We start from the raw sequence: 18,217 nt of genomic DNA on the forward strand, positions 1-18,217 counted from the left end.
CTGGTTCAAAATGTCTCTGAGGATCATAACGCTGGACTGAAAAATAATCGATCGGGCCGTATTCTGGAATCATATTATTTCGATATCCATTTTTAATCAGCCATTCGTTTTATCAGGTTATTCGGGTTGTTGGGGTTCTGTAGCTGCTTTGTTGATTTGATGGGGTACGTAACCATTATGTAACCATACTGAACCGGCGTACTCGGTTAACCGGCCGTATACTTTCGGTGACATCCTTGCCAATTCCACGATAGCCGGTGAAACGGCCGGATGAATCGAACATCGGTTCGCCGCTGACCATCAGATATTGTCGTGAGCCATCGGATTTGGTGCGGCTGTAGACAAAATCAAGGAAGGGGCGCCGTGCTGCGATGTTTGCCTTGAGTACCGCGTAGTCAGACTCATCCCAGCGTGCCTTGTTGCTTCCTTGAGGTTCACCCAGTAATGCATCGACGGTAATGCCGAACATTTCGAGGGCCGGACCATACACCTTGGTGAAATGCCCGTTCTCGTCCTGCTCCCAATACCAGTCGGAGGCCAACTCGGTCAGGCGGCGAAAGCGCGCCTCGCTCGTTCGCAGTTCCGTGGTTCGCTCAGCCACGGTCTGTTCCAGTTGCTTGTTGTAATTTTCGAGTTTTTTGTATAACAGGCGCACTTCCAGCATGTTGTGGATGCGTGTCTGGACTTCGACCAGATCGAACGGCTTGCTGACGAAATCTTTTGCACCGGCTTGCAGTGCCTGCAGCTTATGGCCCGGCTGGGCGGTGATTACGAGTACCGGAAGGTAGCCATCCGGTTCTATTGCCTTCAAACCTTCGAGCACCTGGAAGCCATCCATGCCGGGCATTTGCAGATCGAGCAGAATCAGATCATAACGGTTCTGGCGATAGAGCGGGCAAACCTCGTAGGGATCCATGGTCGAGGTGGTATGGGTATAACCGGCATCACCTAATACTTGCTCAAGCAGCCGGACATTGACATCCTTATCATCGACAATCAGGATGCTGGCGTTAAAAATATCGGATTTGCTAATCATCATACCTGTCAGTGAACAGCGCTTGAACGAAGACGCTAAATTGTAATGCTGCCGTTATTCCGGAAGATACTCTGTGCGCTAACTCTCATAAGAAAATAGAAAATGATTTCATTTAGAAAGAACATTGACGTTCTTCGGAACAATGATGGCCTGAGTGGAGTAATGCAGCCAGATTTCGTCATGGTTGCGGGAAATAATTTCGGGCTCGCGAGGAGATTACGCAGGATTTAGCTGCCTGTAACGCACGGCACGACCGCGCCGTAGCCGGGGAATGCTTAATGAAAAGATAGCTAAGTTGATAAGTGCGCGGTTTTTAGCTAAACAATCGATGTCTGACAGTCTGTCGGATCTAAAGGAAATCGGCCGGAAAAGTGTCTGGCTGGATCATATCTCGCTTTTTTAACCAGTGGAATAACTACCGGAGCCTTAAAATTGCCATAATCTGTCCTCACTGAATCGCTTTTCCGCTTCGATTCCTCAAATCCGGCAGGCTGCTAGCCGTTGTGACTGATGGGGATAATAAGATTTGACCTTGATAAATCGGGTTTGCTATAATAGCCCTCCTCCTGACGCGGGGTGGAGCAGTCTGGCAGCTCGTCGGGCTCATAACCCGAAGGTCGTAGGTTCAAATCCTGCCCCCGCAACCAATATAATCAAGCATTTAGCCCAACTTGGAAGTTGGGCTTTTTGTTTTTCTATTATCTGTAAGCATTAATCAGTTTTCAAGGACTATCCCCAAGCGAGGAAAAACAGCAAACAGAAATATCCTCGGATACTCTCGGATTAGGGCGGGGGAGGTGGCTTACGGAGCTGCGAAGGTGGTAGGGTGCGTGCTATATTAATCGTCTGATGGTTAGGGAATTAATATGGAAAAGAGTAAGTTTGAATTGTCGGTTGAGCTCATCAAGGCGCTTGCGTGGCCTGCTATTGTTGGGGTACTTCTATTTTCATTCTGGGCTCCGCTACAAAAGACAGCCAATATTTTACCGAGCCTTGTTGATCGCTCCGAAACGATTAGCATTGCTGGGATGTCCCTGAAAGTAAGCCAGAAGTTACGAGCCCCTCCAGAAATTCAAGCCAAACTCCAAGCGCTTTCGCCAGTCGCCATCGGGCAGCTATTACGTAACGATACCATGTTGTATAACGATTTGGAGGGGAAGAGAGCTTACACGAGGGATTACGCGGAATTATTATCCCTTGGGCTTATGGATGATCATGCAGATGAAACTGGAAAATTCATGGGAATAGTCGAATTATCTCACTCGGGCAAGCAAGCCCAGACTTTCTTGCTCTCTGTCATAGACGAATTTATAAAAGAGCTGGACGTGATAAAAGGTCCTGAAACGGACATTGATAATTCCAAGATTACTCGATAAGAAGCTGTCGCGAAGAAGTAAAAACCCGCCGAAGCGGGTGCGATAGACCACGTCGAATTAAAATCTAGTCTCCCGCAATCTTTATGATGAAATTTCATATTCTCCGCACGAAAGTCGCTCTCGTTATCTTCTTTCTCTACAGCTATTTCGGTAAGTTCTGACATATACCCTCCGTTGACAAAAAGCCTGTATTGCATCAACCGAAATACTACTCATTGCTGAGCTTCATATCAATATCGACCAAAGTCCAATAGATAACTGCAGATTTTCGAAATATAAATATCACTGCTTGGCCTCTCTTTCTTTTCGTGTCTCTCGGTGAACCGTAACGCGCGCGGGCAACTCAGAAAGTAGGTAAATGCCTATGACTAATAGTCAGAAAAAGACCCCTGAAGGTTATCAGTGGGTTTGCAGAGCTTGAATTACATGATGCTCTTTGACATGTTCTGGCCGAAACTTCTGACCCCATGAGCGAGAGTGCGGTCTATTGCAGGTAATTTAATCGGGCTCGTAATTGAAAAACGGGAACCTTGGTTCCCGTTCCGGAAGCGTTTCTTCCTTAATCAATTCATGGAAGCTTTCTGCGACGGCTTATTGCACCTATCAGCCCAAGGCCTGCCAGTAGCATGGCATAGGTTTCCGGCTCGGGTACAATGCCGGTATATATGAAGTCATCCATGGCAACGAGATCAGCAACATTACCGGTGCCCAAAGGGGTGCCATCATTAACCCCTGCACCAAGTGCCGTATTTCCGCTGGTGATCCGGACATGCGAAATGAGGGTCCTACCGAAACCAAATGATACTCCCAGGAATGACAAGCTCTCCGAGCCCACTATGCCAACGGGCACAGCGAAAACCCCGAGCGAGTTATTGGCGGCATCGAAATACTCCATCGTCGTTGAATTTGTCAGATCGACATCCGTAAATACTGCGCCGAAGCCCCCAACAAGTCCTCGAGAGCCGGGTTCGCCAAACGAAACGTCCACAATATTGCTACCCACGCCTGTAAAAAGGCGTTGCGAACTGAAAACACCAAAAGTCGATGAGTAGGTGGGATTGGTATTATCGAATTCAACAGGGGCTACTCCGTTATTCGCACTCACCTGAAAACCTGCCCCGGGCGTCGAAAGCTTCACGCCATTAAAGAAATTTGCCGGCAGGTTATTCGGGACCGAAAAGCTATCTGGTACGCCATCCCAATTTATTTCGGATATGCCGTCGCCCCCCAAATCGGCACGAAATTGATCGCGAACACCGGTTATTGACGCAGGCGTAGCATCGCCCCCTATCGAACGGACAAGGGGAGAGCTTGCCGCAAGCGATGAGAACCCTAACGATGTTACCGACAAAGCACCTAAAATTAACTTCATTCTCATTTTCTTATCTCCTCGATTTATGGATTCCTATGATCCGCTTAGTATCAGTATCGGTGCGGCAATCCGATATACGACTCGCTCGTTAGATAGAAAGTGCCGACAGCGGCCAATTCAACATGGTAGCTGGTTTTTATGAATTTTAAATTAATAGTTCATTACATTGGATTAAGGCTAAATTGGTGTTTTTGGCTCCTGCCTCTGCTAGGGCTAATCACAGCATTATCTTGAGAGCCCCTATCCATGCGGACTAGGGCAGGTTCAAATTCTGCCAAAACAACCAATATAATCAATGGCTTGTAAGCCATTTGTTTTGTGAGCCCAGAATGGGGCGTACTCTTCAATCGCTGCACTATGTCAATTTACATTCGCTGCTGACACGCCAGCCGGTACAGAACATGGCGTTGATCCAGTAGCTGCTCCAGGCGCAGGCGGAACAGGCCATCACAGGTATTTGACTCTTGCTTTTTCGGCTTCATGAACTCACCAGAAATCAGGGGAAAATAACCCCAATTCCGGCAAATTCTGCATCTGTTGTATACCCATGGATCCCAATATTGACGTGAGTTATATGGGTATTTCAGGGAAGACTAATTAGAAGGCTATTTGATACTGCAATACAAATTGACCTTTGCTGGAGGTTCTCAGTATTTCACCTGAGCTGGTAGTGTTAAATATGGGTCTGTTCTGATAATCAAAAGTAATTTTGCTGGTGTGTCCTTTTATAAGCCAATTGATTCCGACGTTAAAAACATTCATTCGGTTGTCCAGGCGTTCATAATTGGCGCTCATCAGCGAGACATAGGGCATCAACTGGCCATTATTCGAACCGAGTAAATCCTTGCCCATTAGATATCCAAGCTGGCCATACCAGACATCTCCCGTGCCAAACATGGGGAAGGCATTGCCCGGACCATTGAAACTTCCTCCCATTGGACTCGTATCGCTGGCAGGATTCATTGCACCATTGTTGCGAATATAACCCGGGCCATAGTCCAGATTAAAATATCCAAGGTATGCGGAGATAGCCGTTTCCTTTATCCGATCAACCGGTGCATCCAGATAGGCAGCAACCGACCAGAAGTTAATGTCATGAAGTCTTAGGTTATCCGCAGTGCCCGTCGAGGTCGCATTCTTTTGCGTGATGAAACCTGCTTCGAGATTCAACACGCTCTTCTTTCCAAGATAGGTTCCTTGCATAAAAGTATTAGTCATTGGTTCCGTATCCCAGAAATTCCAAACAAAGAATCCCTGGTATTGTTTTGTATGGTTATTTGCAAAAGTTGCGTTATCTGGAGAGAGGGGAGCGAGGGGCTGACCGGTAGTCGATATGGAGAAAGGATCGCTTGCGATCACACGGTAATTGAATTTACCCACTTGCCCCCTTAAATAGAGGCTCAGTTTCCGGCTAAAAAGGTCAGTCTGGTCTACCGTGGCTTGGGCAAAAATAGGAAGATCCATTGTCATGCTTGTCGCAGCGCTTGGATTACTAAACCGGGAAAGCCCGTTGGCTATGGTAAGTCCGCCCCCTAGAATGGCTTGATGACCTTCTGTCAGCCGCAATTCACCAAAAGCATCATGAAAGTAGGCTGCGATATGTCTATTGCCATTCATTTGAGACAAGAAGTTGAAATTATTCATCCCGTACTGGGTATAAAAATATACGCGATCAGTAAGTTGGCCCTGGAGGACAAGGCGGGTCCGGCGAAGACCGATATCGGTTGTATCGTCTACCGGTTTGTCGAGCACTAATGATCCTGGATTATTTTGTTCATACCGAAGCCATGTTTGATTTAACAGCCCGAACTTGATGTATTGACTCCCATCCTCGTTCAAATTGAATTTAAAAGGATCTCTCTCCTTCCAGTTTGCATAGCCAAATCCCCTTGGGGATTCGCCGGTCTTTTGATTACCTGGTATCGATACTGCTGCCTGTTTGCTTTCCTGGCTTTGTTTGAGTGAGGTACCGTTATCTGTGGTGGGGGTTCCGCTTGAAGCTGCAGGGGACGTCTGTTGCGCAGGAGTATCTGCGATCTTCTGAAAAGATCCCATGCGAACTCGACCTGCGCCCGGTTCCGAATAAATTTGCTTGGTTTGGGTATCGACATATAAATCGATGGCTACCTCTTGAAGGGATCCACCGGCAGAATTTGCGGGTTCCTTGCTATTCGCATTATGAGAGGATAGGGCCATGAAGAGAAGAAACAAAACTAGCGAAAGATTTAATTTCATGAAACGGCCTTGGAAAAAAGAGAGAGCGATAATATCTAAACGGTATAATGCATGTGAATATTATCCGCGTACTATTCTTGATAGTTAAACAATAAAAATTCATTTGTTTATCTCTTTTAAAGGTAGCTGAAACAAACCCATATATCATTCTAACAATATGATTATTATTAATATTTTAATAAATTAAAGGCGAGCGAATTTTATCACAGATGTATATTTTGTTGATTATCCATTTCATGACGTATAAGTATAATACAAGGCTGATTAATCAAGACGTGTCGCCAGAGAATCTAATATGGCTTCACAGAATGTGCCTTAAGACAACGGGTAGTTGAAACATAAAATGTAATTTCTAATTATTAATCTATAAAAGGCCTCCTTATACCGAAACGAATGGTTAAAACAGTATGTTGATTACCAAACTATCATTGAGCCAAGTCGCGCAGATATATCCAGGGATAAATTCCGCGATCATGTCCGTCATTGAAAATAAATTGCACGCCATACGTTCCGGCGGGATGAATCCCGCTAATACGCAGCTGGGGCGATACCATGCCAGTCACTTTTCCTTGCAAGCGATGTGACTTGCAGTGCGCACACTGACACTGGGTACGTAAAAAAGCGTGAGTGAAAAGTTGCCGTTTGCCGTCATTCCACAGAATCTCCAGCGTGCCATTTGGAACATCGCTGGAAATGGTTTTGACCTGCATCACAAATCCGTCCTCGATCTTTCACGTGCATGCCTTGCTGCCTCGCGATCGGTTGCCTGGATTTGGGCAATGGAAAGCCGGACGGATTTGCGTACTTCCGGATCCGGGTCGGTTTCAATTTGCTCAAGCGCAGGTAGAGCGCCCGCAAAGCCTATCTCTCCCAGCGCCAGGGCTGCTTCCTTGCGTAAATTGCTGATCTGGTGGTTTAGTGTTTCGATCAGCGCGGGCACTGATCGAGGATCCCGAAGGCGGCCGAGTGCACGCGCTGCACATAACCGGACTTGCCAATAGCTGTCGTTTAAGGCGCCAATCAATTGTTCGACAGCATTCTTCAATTGAAGCTTGCCAATAGTCGCTGCAGCTTCTTCACGCACTTGCCACGCCGAATCGGATAAGGCGCTCAATACTGCAGTCAATGTCACATCCCCGGATTCAAATCCTATAGCGCCTATGGCGGCTCGCCGTACTTCGGCTTCAGGATCGTTCGCGGCGAGGATGGCTAAAGCGGGCAGTGCATGCGGCTGTTTCAGATAACCAAGTACCGCCACCGCCTCTCGTCTAACCGTCGCATCTTCATCAGTCAGCGCAGTCAGCGCCGGCTCGAAACTATTCATAACTCGTAGTTCACGCAGTGCGCGAAATAGTGCCGCACGTACGGATGCCTCAGGGTTTATCAGGTGAGGAAATATGACCCGTGCCGATTCCTGGTTTTTAAGGTCATGCAGGCTGTGCGCAGCGGCTTGTCTGACGGAAGGATCGGGATCATCCAAAACGGCTATCAATGCAGCAATGCTCATGTTATTTTCAAAGGCCTCAAGTGCCTTAGCCGCCTCGGCACGAACCGCAGCCACGGGGTCCCGTAAACTGGCAATGATAAGGGGGACATGATCCTCGCCTTCAAAATCGGTGATGTCCAGCAACGCGATGCGGCGCACTTCGCTATCAGCCGCGTTTAATCGCATCTGAATATCCTGTAGTTCCGGGTTATCTAGGGGATTCATATTCTCTCGCATGAAAATACTGGTATCAGGAGATCGCTCCCAGGGGAGTAAGGCGTTGCAACGGAAAGTCGGCACTTTGCGTATGCAACAATTCAAGGCAATGACGCTTGAGTTGAATGAAACGATCTGACGTTAGCAATTCGGGCTTGCGCGGGCGCACAAATTCAAGAACAGTTTGCTCGATGATCCGGCCGGGGCGAGGGCTCATTACCAGTATTCGGTCAGCCAGGAACAGCGCCTCGTCAATGTCATGCGTGATGAATACAATAGTGGTTTTGATGCTTTCCCATACGTCCAGCAGCAGTTGTTGCATCATCATGCGTGTTTGCGCATCGAGCGCACCGAAAGGTTCATCCATCAACATTACCTTCGGATGATTAATCAGTACTCGCGCGATCTCGACTCGCTGCTGCATTCCACCTGACAACTGGAAAGGATAGTGTTGCTCGAATCCAGCAAGCCCCACGAGTTCCAATAGCTCAGCTGCGCGTTTATGACGTTCAGCACGCAATATCCCTTTCATTTTGAGACCGAAAGCAACATTGTCTATGACTGTTTTCCATGGAAACAGCGTGTGTTGCTGAAATACCAAACCGCGTTCTGGATGCGGACCATTGAGCGGTAACGCATCAACGTGAATACTGCCGCTACTGGCTTGCAAATGGCCGGCGAGCGCGCCAAGCAGCGTCGATTTGCCGCAGCCGGAAGGGCCCAGCAGACAAATAAACTCCCCGGGCTTGATTGAAATCGACATGTTTTGAACAGCCTCAAACGCATGTTCGCCAGAGCCCAACCGGATATAGAGGTTCTTAATTTCTATATGGCCCTGTACACCTGGAGAGGAATGATTTGCGACCGGATTCATGATTTTTTTATTTCGGAAGCATGCCAGGGCATCAACATATTTCCCAGTTTCTTAACCAATACGCTGCTTCCCATGCCCAGTAAACCGATCAGCAACATGCCGACCACTATGTCTGCATAATTCTGGATCGTATAAGAAGCCCAGGTGTAGTAACCAATGCCGAATTGGCCTGCTATCATTTCGGCTGTTACGAGACAAAACCAAGCCGTCCCCATGCCGATGGATAACCCGGTAAATATGCCGGGCGCCGCCGCGGGCAAAATTACTTCGGTAAATACCGCGCACCGGCCACTTCCAAGACTGCGAGCGGATGCAATCAGTCTTGCATCCACCGCTTCAACGCCATGGACAGTACTCAGTAAAATTGGAAACAGTGCACCGGTAAAAGTAATGAATATCATCGATAATTCAGAAGACGGAAACATAAGAATCGATAGTGGAATCCAGGCTACTGCAGGGATGGGTCTTAGCATTTCCAGAGGTGGAAGCAAAGTATCTTCCGCAAAACGTGAACGGCCAATCATTAATCCTAGTCCGATGCCAACGACCGCAGCCCCGAGAAAACCGCTAAAAACGCGCGACATGCTGGCTGTCAGGTGAGATAGCATTTTCTGGGATTCAAGCAATTCCCAGGCAGCCGCCAACACTTCCTCAGGAGATGGCACATTGTGAAAAGTTATTACCCCCAGATCTAAATGTCTGGTGGAGGCCAGATGCCATAACAGAACGCAAATGGCAATTGATGAAACGCGCCGTAGCCTATGGCCAGCTTCGCGTCGATTGGGATCCATTCTTTCAGCAGGAACGGAGTCAGCTTCAGTGATGCTACCCATGAGTGTGCTCCTTTATCTGGTAGTTCCAGGCGCAAGGGTCGATTTGGCGAGAGGCCCGGCGATCCCAAATGCACCGACCGTCATGACGTTTTTTGCAGCACCAAAATTAAGCACCTTGCCTCCGTTGGCCCGAACCCAGGCGTCCGCATCGTTTTTGAGTAAGAACCCATTCACCACATTGGTGCCGTGAACAAACCAGGCGTCGTGAGCGAGCAACTTGATGCCGCTATTGCTATCCTGAACATATACTACCCGGATCTGCTTACCTGCTTTTTCGAGTGCGTTCAGATCGGCAAACGCGGATTCGGGTGACGCGTAGTGACGTACCAGCGGTTCACCTTTAACCCAGATTTGTGCGGCGCGTTTGCTGTCGATGACAGGTTTTCCGGTATGGGCATCTTTCGTGGCAAGCGGTAGCTGGGCATAATTTTTCAGCTGTGCTTCATAATCGAGTCCGGCATGTCTGAAAGCGGCGCGGATATATTGATCGTCAATGAATTTCTCTATATCCAGGTCCGCTGCGGTGCGTTTCATCAACCGCAAGGTCTCAATTGAAGTCTTTACCGCCTTCCGGTATTCCGGTTTCCAGGTGAAGTCACGTGTTTGCAGCCCGAGAGGGCCATGAAACAGATAAATGACTTCGGCCTCGATGCCGGTCACTTTGGAGATAAGTTCGCTATATCTCTCCGGTTCCGCCGCAAGCAGCCTATCTGCTTCGATTGCTGCGCGCAGGAATGCGACGACGACTTCGGGATGTTTTCTCGCATATTCAGCATCTACCAGGGTGCCATGCATGGTTGGCGCGTTGGCTTGCGATCCGTCATAGACTTTTCTGGCAAAACCCCGATAAGGGTACAGTTCGGCAAAAGGCACAAAATCGGCATGCGCATCGATCTTATTGGCTTGGAGCGCTGAGCCCGCAATTTCCGGCGACTGCGTGATGATCGTTACATCCTTATCCGGATCCCATCCCTGTTGCGCGACTGCTCGAAGCAGCATGCCATGTGAGGTTGAAGCAAATGGGACTGAAATAGTCTTGCCTTTCAACTCAGCCAGAGACTGGACAGGAGAGGATTTGGGCACCACGATGCCGTTGCCACTGCCCGTGATGCTGCCGGACAGGACGCTAATAAAAATGCTCTGTTTGCCCGCCTTTTGAAATGCAACGCCATTGAACGAACCTGGGAAATCGGCCATCGAGCCAATATCGAGCTTTCCGGCTACCATTTCATTAGTTAACGGGGCACCGGAGGTAAAGTTTTTCCACTGGATATCGTATTGGGTATCCTTGTATTTGCCGTCGTGAGGCAAATACTTTTCAAGGAGCTTCAATTCACGGATCAGTGTGCCCCCGGCGGCACAATTTATGGTGGTATCTTGAGTGCCGATAGCGATGCGGAGAATTTCGGCGTGGACCGAACTTGCGAATATGATGCTTAACCCAAAACTGATCAGCCGCTGCAATTTCATATTTCCCCTCCAGAATTATTGACTTCACTCCGTAGCACAATGTTTTGCTACTGGCGAGATACGAATGAAAGAGATTTAAGACTTCGCGCCTTGCCTCCACATTTTTTGTGTAGCAACGCGGGTGCGAAATAAGTGTTAACAGGCCCTAGCGAAGTAGATACGGAATATCGACCGTCACCGCACCGGTGGGGCAATCCTTTTCACACGGCATGCAATACCAGCATTCGTCAAATTTCATATAAGCCTTTCCCTTGGTAAAATCGATCGCCAGCACGTCGAGAGGGCAGACATCTACGCATACAGTGCAACCTTTGTCCGCGATGCATAACTCTTCATCGATCCGTACGGGAAGACTGGCAGGAATAAAAGCGGTTGGCATAGTCTTTCTCCTTAAATCGCGGCGGTGCGCGCTTCTGTTATTTTCTCGGTGGAAGCATTCTTTTGGATACGCATCCCCTGATACGCAGCTTTCTCATGTTCATCCAGATCGATGATATAAGGCTCTATAGGGCGCTTAAAACACATCATCTTGTCGTTAATCTTTTTCAGTTGAACATGCACAAACCACTCGTGGTCGTCCCGATCGGGATAATCGATGCGGTTGTGATAAAGACCCCATCGGCTCTCGGTTCGATACAGAGATGCGCGCGCCGCCATTTCAGCGCAGTCGCGGATAGCATGCACCTCTAGCGCACGCATCAGTTCATGGGGATCACGCGCCCACAACATGTCGAGATCGCCTCTAATTTCTTCGAATCGGGCCAGCCCAATTTCCATCTTGCGGGTAACTTTGGGAGGCTGCAGGTAGTCATTGACCATGCGCCGCAATTTGTATTCAACCTGCGATGGCGGCAGCCCATCGCTACGCAACAAGGGAGCTTGCACTCTTGCGTATTCCGTTTCCATTTGCGTTTGGTCGACGTCTGCAAGGGGCGCACTGGCGCAATAGCGGGCCGCGCTTTCGCCTGCGATTTTTCCGTAGACAAAGGCTCCCAGCATGTAATTATGCGGCACGCATGCCAGATCGCCGGCGGCATATAATCCTGGAACCGTGGTTTCTCCATGTTCGTTGATCCAGACTCCTGATGCGGAATGGCCGCTGCATAGACCGATTTCCGAAATATGCATTTCAACCATTTGTTTGCGGTAATCGGTTCCACGCCCCTCATGAAAACGGCCACGGCTCGGCCGCTCATTGGTATGCAGAATAGTTTCGATGGCACTAATGGTTTCGTCCGCGAGATGGTTCAACTTTAAGAATACCGGTCCATCGCCCCCTTCCAGTTCACGATAGAACTCCATCATCATTTGTCCGCTCCAGTAATCGCATTCGATAAAGCGCTCACCTTTGCTGTTAGTGGTATAACCGCCCATTGGACCCGTGACATAAGCACAAGCGGGGCCGTTGTAATCCTTGATCAAAGGGTTTATCTGAAAGCATTCGATACCACTCAGTTCTGCTCCGGCGTGATAGGCCATGCTGTACCCATCCCCTGCATTGGTCGGATTCTCATAAGTGCCGAACAGATAACCTGATGCGGGTAGACCCAGTCGCCCCGCCGCGCCGGTGCAAAGAATTACTGCCTTGGCGCGAATGATATGAAATATGCCGGTGCGGCAATCGAATGCCATTGCGCCGGCAACACGTCCGTCGGTTGCCATCAACAAACGCGTGGCCACCAGGCGATTGGTAATACCAACGCGGGTGCGCTTCAACCGTCTGTACAACACTCTTTTAATATCATGACCTTCCGGCATGGGCAGTACATACGTTCCCATGTGATGCACTTTGCGCATTGCATAATCACCCGTCTCATCCTTTTCAAATTTCACTCCCCACCGATCCAGTTCTTCAATCATGGAAAAGCTGTTTTGCGCATAGGCCATTACAGTTTTCTGGTTAACGATCCCGTCATTGGCGATCGTGATTTCCTTCACGTACTGTTCCGGCGTGGCGTGGCCCGGGACCACCGCGTTGTTCAAGCCATCCATACCCATAGAGATAGCGCCGCTACGCTTCACGTTGGCTTTTTCCAGCAGTAATACATGCAACGCCGGATTGGCCTCCTTGGCCTTGACTGCTGCCATGGGACCAGCGGTGCCGCCTCCAATGATCAATACGTCTACCGTGTGAGTTTGAGATTGCATGAATAGCCTGGTTTGAGATCAATGTATCCAGAGAGATTGCGCCTGAGGTAGGAGAAGCTACGGCAACGGATCGCCGGCCTGGTTCTGGGGCACGGCAGTCGCATCGACTGCGCGCCGCGCGATTTGCAAGCGATATTGAAATGCGTCTCCGCGAAAATAAAGGTATTCAAAATCCAGCGGCTTACCCGCCGCGGTATGGGTAAGCCGTTCCATACGCAATACAGCTGAGCCTTCTTCTATCTTTAACTGATGAGCCAAGTCATCGTCAGCCAGCATTGCGTCAATCTGCAGATCCGCATATCCCAATGCGATGCCAAAATCATTTTCAAGCACCAGGAATATATCGCGCGTGGGAAGATCGAAGCTCCGCAAACGTTCGCCAATATCCTCCATCAGGTAAGTGACCTCCATTGATAGGGGTTCACGGTTGAGATAGCGTACGCGCCTGATTTCACTTACAGGTGTACCGGTTTCCAGCTTCAGTTTCTTTGCGACGATGGCCGAAGCGGGAACTGACTTATGGCTGATCACTTTGTTGTAAATCTCATAACCCATACGCAACATTGCCTCGGCAAATCCCTCCAGTTGCGTCAATTGCTGAAAAGCCTTGGGTTTGGCGACAAACGTTCCTTTGCCGGGAATTCTGAAAATCAGTCCTTCATTTTGCAGGTCACTCAAAGCCTGTCGAACAGTGATTCGGCTTACATCGAATAAGGTGCTCATCTCGCTCTCCGATGGCAATTTATGGTGTGGCTTATATGTGCCTTCCAGAATCCGTTCCCTTAAGATATCTTTAATCTGCGTATATAAGGGAAGCGGTGACGGCACGAGGGTTAAAGAACTTATCAATGGTTTCACCTATTAATATAACTTGTCATTACAGGTAATACTGCGTTGCTACAGGTATAGTAGTGTCGGAGCAAACAGATTGAAACCAAGATAAAGTGATTTAGTTATTACTAAAATAGATATTGATAGTCCGACTACTTTCGTGAACTGTCCCATTCGGGCAGCTTGAGGGCCATGAGCTCCGCATGGACTGGAGGAGGCCCGCAACTGATTCTGGTGGGTGGCATGGCGGGACGAAACCGCATGCAAGAAAGGTTCGTCATTTTTTTCCTGGTTTTATCGGCATCAGAAAAAAAATTCCGAGGGTTCGGGCGTACAACCCTGGCTAATCCCGACTGCGCTTACGGGTCGATGTGACGCGTCGTGATTCCCTCGATTCTTTGTGCCAGCGTAGCGGCCGATAACTCGCCAATACGGCGATCGACCAGCGCACCCTTTGCATCAAAGAACAACGTTGTTGGCAACCCTTGAGAATTGGTCTGGCTGCTGAGTTCGAGGCGAGAATCGAGCAACACGTTATCAAGGATGAGTCCTTCCCGATCCAGAAACTTCTGAATCACATCGGCCGATTCACCCTGATTGGCAAAGATGAAGACCACATCTGGACTATTCTTTTGCGCATCCCGCAGTACCGGCATTTCCCGTATACAAGGCGGACACCATGTTGCCCACAGGTTGACCACCATAGGCTTGCCGGCCAATGAGCCAAACTGGACAGCACTGCCATCAAGGCGAACCAGCTCTGCTTGCGGCATCTGCACTGGAACGGCAAAGACTGCCGCCGCCGCCACCACGCCAACTGCCCAGGCGGCTCCTCCCGTCAATGCCGATAGCAGCAGGGTGCGCCTCCCTTCCCGTACGTGCCATGCATACCCGATGATGCCGGTCGCTGCAGCCAGAATGCCCGCTGCCGGTGAGAATCCGCCATCAAGGATATTCAGAATGCTCCATGGCGCGCTCTTGTACATATCGAAATAGGCAATCACGAAGACAAGTCTCGCCGCTACCAGGGAAGTAATGAAAACTCTCCAAAGAAGCGGCTCGACATCAATATTTCGCGGTCGCCCTATCCGTTTGGCGACGAACGAGCCGATCAGCATTGCACCCAGCAACAGTAAAAAATTGATGTGAAACGCAACCAGTCCGATATTGACTGAGCTCATTAAGTGCCTCGGTTATTGAAAACGGGTGCCGAAGGGCATTTCGTCATTGGTATACAATTCCTCGTCAGGTGCGACACGCAGCATTCGAAGTTTTTATAATGTTGCGCCGCAAATTCGGCTGGCGTGAAATTGCCCAAGGAACTGTGCGGTCGCTATTAGGGCCTATTAACACTTATTTTGCACCCGCGACGGCGACTGATTTCATCCAGTACGAGGCATGAGCCGCGCGGCGGAGCAGGCCTCCGTAAGCGGCGAGTAACGAAGGGCTGGATGAAATCCGTCCCGTCCCTTCGGGTTGCTACACAAAAAACGCGGATGCCGCGTTGCAAAGCTTGGCCATAGACCCGCTATGGCCTGCGCTTCGCGTCTTGCCTCCGCATTTTTTGTGTAGCAACGCGGGTGCGAAATAAGTGTTAATAGGCCCTAATTGTAATCCTATCGCCATGCTTCGATAAGAACGTGTGCTTTATGCAAGAGGATGCTGACTGGCGCCCTGGTGGGTGCACAGGTGGGGGTTGAGGGGTTTCCTTGATGGTCTTGAAAACGGAGAGGAATTGCTGGCGCTGGCCAAAAAAATCGGGACTCAGCCTTAACTAGGCTACTCTTATGACTATGGCAGTAGACGCGGGCGCCGACTCCGTGCACAATGACACAATTGATGGGTAGTGCAAATCATCGCCGTAGTCCTAAATTCTATCAAGTATAGATAATTGATTATTATAGATATAACGTTTCATTGTGAGTTTCTGGTTATTACTGGCTGAAACTATTTTAACTTTTTATGGCGGGCCTCCCCGCATTGCATAGTAGTGAACCTGGTCAGGTCCGGAAGGAAGCAGCCACAGCTATTTTCTGCAAGTGCCGGGGGTCAGGCTCGCCACCCGTTTTTATTTGGATAGGTAGTCAGAGCGGAGCCGGCATTTGCGATGTCGGCTCCGCTCTACCCTTGGGCCGTCCGCGGAACGAATTCAAGTTCCCGGCCAGTCTGCAATAAACTTTTCTATCGCCCCTCGGTTATTACTTTCCCGCTATCGTGCCGACTCAAGTCCTTGCCCGCAAATGGCGCCCCAGGAGTTTTGCCGAACTGACCGGACAAGATCATGTGGTCAGGGCGCTTACCAACGCGCTTGAACAAAAAAGGCTGCACCATGCCTACCTGTTTACCGGCACACGCGGCATCGGCAAAACCACTATCGCACGCATTCTGGCCAAGGCGCTTAATTGCCAGACCGGGATTACGTCCACGCCTTGCGGCATTTGTTCCGCCTGTACTGAAATAGACAGTGGGCGTTTCGTCGATTTGATCGAGATGGACGCCGCCTCCAATACGCAAGTGGACAAGATGCGCGAATTGCTGGAAAACGCGCTTTATGCTCCCACCAGTGCCCGCTACAAGATTTACATCATTGATGAAGTACACATGCTCTCCAAGTCGGCTTTCAATGCCATGCTGAAAACCCTGGAAGAGCCGCCGGAACATGTCAAGTTTGTTCTCGCCACGACCGATCCGCAGAAGATTCCTGTCACCGTTTTGTCGCGCTGCCTGCAATTCAACCTGAAACAGATCCCGTTACCATTGATTGCCGCCCACCTCAAGCATGTGCTTGAACAGGAAAAGATAAGCTGCGACGCCACATCGTTACAGTTGCTGGCGCGGTCTGCGCAGGGCAGCATGCGTGATGCCTTGAGTATCCTGGATCAGGCGATCGCCTTTGGTGAGGGAAGAATCGAAGAAGCCGGGGTGCGGGACATGCTGGGTGCTATCGATCAGGGCTATCTCTATGACTTGCTGGATGCCCTGTCGCAGAAAGATGGCGTCAAGATACTGGCGGTAGCGGATGCGATGGAAACCCGTAGTTTGTCGTTTGATGCGGCTTTGCAGGATCTGGCGACGTTACTGCACCGGCTTGCTCTGGCACAAATTGTGCCGGTGGCTATCGGCGAAGATACCCCGGAGCGTGAGCGAATTTTCACGTTGGCGAAGACGTTCACACCCGAAGATATTCAGCTGTTTTATCAGATTGTCATACATGGCCGCTCCGATCTGGCTCAGGCGCCGGATGAGTATGCGGGTTTCACCATGACATTGATGCGGCTGCTGGCATTCATGCCGGAGGGCATGCCGAAGACTACAGGACCCAAGCATGATAAAGAGATAAAACAGCCTTTGTCTTCAATTTCAAAGATTACAGAAGCATCAGAAATATCGGAAACGAGAAAAACAACAGAAGTATCTAGCACAGCAGAAACAGTAAAAGAAGCAAAAACAGCCGAAACAACCGAAACAACCGAAACAACAACGGTTAGACCTGAATCAACCGTGAGTTTGTTTGGCAGTGACTGGATGGTGGTAGCAAACCAGTTAAAGTTGAGCGGCATGGCGAAAGAGCTGGCTCAGAATTGCGAGATCAAAAATGTTTCCCCGAACGAGATCGAATTTTGTGTACCGGAGACGCATAAGCAACTGCTTCAGAAGACCTATCAGGACAGGATGCAAACAGCCGTCAGAGAGCATTTAGGTAAGCCCGTCCGGCTAAAATTCTCAGTTGGGATCAGCACAGGAAAGAGTCCCGCGGAGCTGGAAAATCGTGAAAAACAGCAGAAGCAGTTGCAGGCTATCACGGCCATCGAAACAGACCCGTTTGTGCGAGAGCTGGTGGAAAATTTCGATGCAAAACTGATCGTTTCTTCGATCAAACCCATTCAATAGCGGAGGTAAAAAATGATGAAAGGTGGCTTGGGCAATTTTATGAAGCAGGCTCAGCAAATGCAGGAGAACATGAAAAATATGCAGGAGAAATTGGCCTCGATCGAAGTTGAAGGCCAATCCGGTGCCGGCATGGTCAAGGTGGTGATGACCTGTCGTTATGATGTCAAGCGCGTGGCTATCGACGACAGCCTGATTGGCGACGATAAGGACATGCTCGAGGATCTGATCGCCGCCGCGGTAAACGATGCGGTGCGGCGGGTGGAATCTACCACGCAGGAAAAAATGGCTGGCTTGACTTCCGGAATGGCTCTGCCGCCGGGGATGAAATTGCCGTTTTAATTTGCGGAAGATGAGATCGGATGGATCAGATATTGGAATGCGTGCGCCGCTTCGTGAAGAAGTAGCCGCCATTCTCATGTTGCAATGCTCTCCCTCCCGCTTTATTTACA

At 49.5% G+C, this 18,217-nt stretch carries 15 protein-coding genes, 1 tRNA gene and 1 other RNA gene; 5 read left to right on the plus strand and 12 right to left on the minus strand.

Annotated elements, in window-relative coordinates:
- Positions 1-175: 175 nt before the first annotated feature.
- Positions 176-1,036 carry a response regulator gene (locus BLR00_RS07330; RefSeq protein ID WP_074631771.1) on the minus strand — a complete coding sequence of 287 codons (861 nt, stop codon included), beginning with the start codon at positions 1,034-1,036 and terminating at the stop codon, positions 176-178.
- A gap of 570 nt (positions 1,037-1,606) precedes the next feature.
- Between BLR00_RS07330 and BLR00_RS07335 the strand changes: the two genes are divergently transcribed.
- A tRNA-Met gene (locus BLR00_RS07335) sits at positions 1,607-1,683 on the plus strand.
- Between the two features lie 219 nt (positions 1,684-1,902).
- On the plus strand, positions 1,903-2,412 hold the full coding sequence (locus BLR00_RS07340) for a hypothetical protein (RefSeq protein ID WP_074631772.1): 510 nt from the start codon (positions 1,903-1,905) through the stop codon (positions 2,410-2,412).
- Positions 2,413-2,980: 568 nt separating this feature from the next.
- Here the strand turns inward: BLR00_RS07340 and BLR00_RS16925 are convergent.
- The 11 genes from BLR00_RS16925 to BLR00_RS07395 all read right to left on the minus strand — a co-directional run bounded on the left by BLR00_RS16925 (position 2,981) and on the right by BLR00_RS07395 (position 15,058).
- Positions 2,981-3,790: a PEP-CTERM sorting domain-containing protein gene (locus BLR00_RS16925; protein WP_081346667.1), complete on the minus strand. Its 810-nt coding sequence runs from the start codon at positions 3,788-3,790 to the stop codon at positions 2,981-2,983.
- A gap of 591 nt (positions 3,791-4,381) precedes the next feature.
- Positions 4,382-6,019, minus strand: coding sequence for a hypothetical protein (locus tag BLR00_RS07350; RefSeq protein WP_074631773.1), 1,638 nt, complete (start codon positions 6,017-6,019; stop codon positions 4,382-4,384).
- Positions 6,020-6,444: 425 nt separating this feature from the next.
- Positions 6,445-6,729, minus strand: a complete 285-nt coding sequence (locus tag BLR00_RS07355) for a gamma-butyrobetaine hydroxylase-like domain-containing protein (RefSeq protein WP_074631774.1) — start codon at positions 6,727-6,729, stop codon at positions 6,445-6,447.
- On the minus strand, positions 6,729-7,730 hold the full coding sequence (locus tag BLR00_RS07360) for a HEAT repeat domain-containing protein (protein WP_074631775.1): 1,002 nt from the start codon (positions 7,728-7,730) through the stop codon (positions 6,729-6,731). Before BLR00_RS07360 ends, BLR00_RS07355 begins: the two co-directional genes overlap by 1 nt.
- A gap of 25 nt (positions 7,731-7,755) precedes the next feature.
- A complete protein-coding gene (locus BLR00_RS07365; protein ID WP_256324079.1) occupies positions 7,756-8,484 on the minus strand; it encodes an ABC transporter ATP-binding protein in 729 nt (242 codons plus the stop codon).
- Positions 8,485-8,591: 107 nt separating this feature from the next.
- On the minus strand, positions 8,592-9,428 hold the full coding sequence (locus BLR00_RS07370) for an ABC transporter permease (RefSeq protein WP_218124311.1): 837 nt from the start codon (positions 9,426-9,428) through the stop codon (positions 8,592-8,594).
- A gap of 12 nt (positions 9,429-9,440) precedes the next feature.
- Positions 9,441-10,898 carry an ABC transporter substrate-binding protein gene (locus tag BLR00_RS07375; RefSeq protein ID WP_081346668.1) on the minus strand — a complete coding sequence of 486 codons (1,458 nt, stop codon included), beginning with the start codon at positions 10,896-10,898 and terminating at the stop codon, positions 9,441-9,443.
- Between the two features lie 145 nt (positions 10,899-11,043).
- A complete protein-coding gene (locus BLR00_RS07380; protein WP_041514331.1) occupies positions 11,044-11,277 on the minus strand; it encodes a 4Fe-4S dicluster domain-containing protein in 234 nt (77 codons plus the stop codon).
- An 11-nt stretch (positions 11,278-11,288) separates the two neighbouring features.
- Positions 11,289-13,046 (minus strand): fumarate reductase/succinate dehydrogenase flavoprotein subunit, encoded by a 1,758-nt coding sequence (locus BLR00_RS07385; RefSeq protein WP_074631777.1) that lies wholly within the window; start codon positions 13,044-13,046, stop codon positions 11,289-11,291.
- 57 nt (positions 13,047-13,103) lie between these two features.
- Positions 13,104-13,904 carry a GntR family transcriptional regulator gene (locus BLR00_RS07390; RefSeq protein ID WP_176759944.1) on the minus strand — a complete coding sequence of 267 codons (801 nt, stop codon included), beginning with the start codon at positions 13,902-13,904 and terminating at the stop codon, positions 13,104-13,106.
- Positions 13,905-14,236: 332 nt separating this feature from the next.
- Entirely contained in the window at positions 14,237-15,058 is an 822-nt protein-coding gene (locus tag BLR00_RS07395; protein WP_074631779.1) for a TlpA disulfide reductase family protein, read from the minus strand.
- Between the two features lie 783 nt (positions 15,059-15,841).
- Between BLR00_RS07395 and ffs the strand changes: the two genes are divergently transcribed.
- From ffs to BLR00_RS07410, 3 genes are all read left to right on the plus strand, one after another.
- An RNA gene (gene ffs / locus BLR00_RS07400) (signal recognition particle sRNA small type) lies at positions 15,842-15,940 on the plus strand.
- A gap of 148 nt (positions 15,941-16,088) precedes the next feature.
- Positions 16,089-17,768: a DNA polymerase III subunit gamma/tau gene (gene dnaX / locus BLR00_RS07405; protein ID WP_107797721.1), complete on the plus strand. Its 1,680-nt coding sequence runs from the start codon at positions 16,089-16,091 to the stop codon at positions 17,766-17,768.
- 15 nt (positions 17,769-17,783) lie between these two features.
- A complete protein-coding gene (locus BLR00_RS07410; RefSeq protein ID WP_175443936.1) occupies positions 17,784-18,107 on the plus strand; it encodes a YbaB/EbfC family nucleoid-associated protein in 324 nt (107 codons plus the stop codon).
- Positions 18,108-18,217: the final 110 nt, after the last annotated feature.

This window comes from Nitrosospira multiformis, from assembly GCF_900103165.1.
Classification (GTDB): domain Bacteria; phylum Pseudomonadota; class Gammaproteobacteria; order Burkholderiales; family Nitrosomonadaceae; genus Nitrosospira; species Nitrosospira multiformis_D.

What these genes read in the sequence shown, in the direction of transcription:
- BLR00_RS07330 (WP_074631771.1), bottom strand. Translation starts at nt 1,036, where the DNA reads ATGATTAGCAAATCCGATATTTTTAACGCCAGCATCCTGATTGTCGAT.
- BLR00_RS07340 (WP_074631772.1), top strand. Translation starts at nt 1,903, where the DNA reads ATGGAAAAGAGTAAGTTTGAATTGTCGGTTGAGCTCATCAAGGCGCTT.
- BLR00_RS16925 (WP_081346667.1), bottom strand. Translation starts at nt 3,790, where the DNA reads ATGAGAATGAAGTTAATTTTAGGTGCTTTGTCGGTAACATCGTTAGGG.
- BLR00_RS07350 (WP_074631773.1), bottom strand. Translation starts at nt 6,019, where the DNA reads ATGAAATTAAATCTTTCGCTAGTTTTGTTTCTTCTCTTCATGGCCCTA.
- BLR00_RS07355 (WP_074631774.1), bottom strand. Translation starts at nt 6,729, where the DNA reads ATGCAGGTCAAAACCATTTCCAGCGATGTTCCAAATGGCACGCTGGAG.
- BLR00_RS07360 (WP_074631775.1), bottom strand. Translation starts at nt 7,730, where the DNA reads ATGAATCCCCTAGATAACCCGGAACTACAGGATATTCAGATGCGATTA.
- BLR00_RS07365 (WP_256324079.1), bottom strand. Translation starts at nt 8,484, where the DNA reads ATGTCGATTTCAATCAAGCCCGGGGAGTTTATTTGTCTGCTGGGCCCT.
- BLR00_RS07370 (WP_218124311.1), bottom strand. Translation starts at nt 9,428, where the DNA reads ATGGGTAGCATCACTGAAGCTGACTCCGTTCCTGCTGAAAGAATGGAT.
- BLR00_RS07375 (WP_081346668.1), bottom strand. Translation starts at nt 10,898, where the DNA reads ATGAAATTGCAGCGGCTGATCAGTTTTGGGTTAAGCATCATATTCGCA.
- BLR00_RS07380 (WP_041514331.1), bottom strand. Translation starts at nt 11,277, where the DNA reads ATGCCAACCGCTTTTATTCCTGCCAGTCTTCCCGTACGGATCGATGAA.
- BLR00_RS07385 (WP_074631777.1), bottom strand. Translation starts at nt 13,046, where the DNA reads ATGCAATCTCAAACTCACACGGTAGACGTATTGATCATTGGAGGCGGC.
- BLR00_RS07395 (WP_074631779.1), bottom strand. Translation starts at nt 15,058, where the DNA reads ATGAGCTCAGTCAATATCGGACTGGTTGCGTTTCACATCAATTTTTTA.
- BLR00_RS07410 (WP_175443936.1), top strand. Translation starts at nt 17,784, where the DNA reads ATGAAAGGTGGCTTGGGCAATTTTATGAAGCAGGCTCAGCAAATGCAG.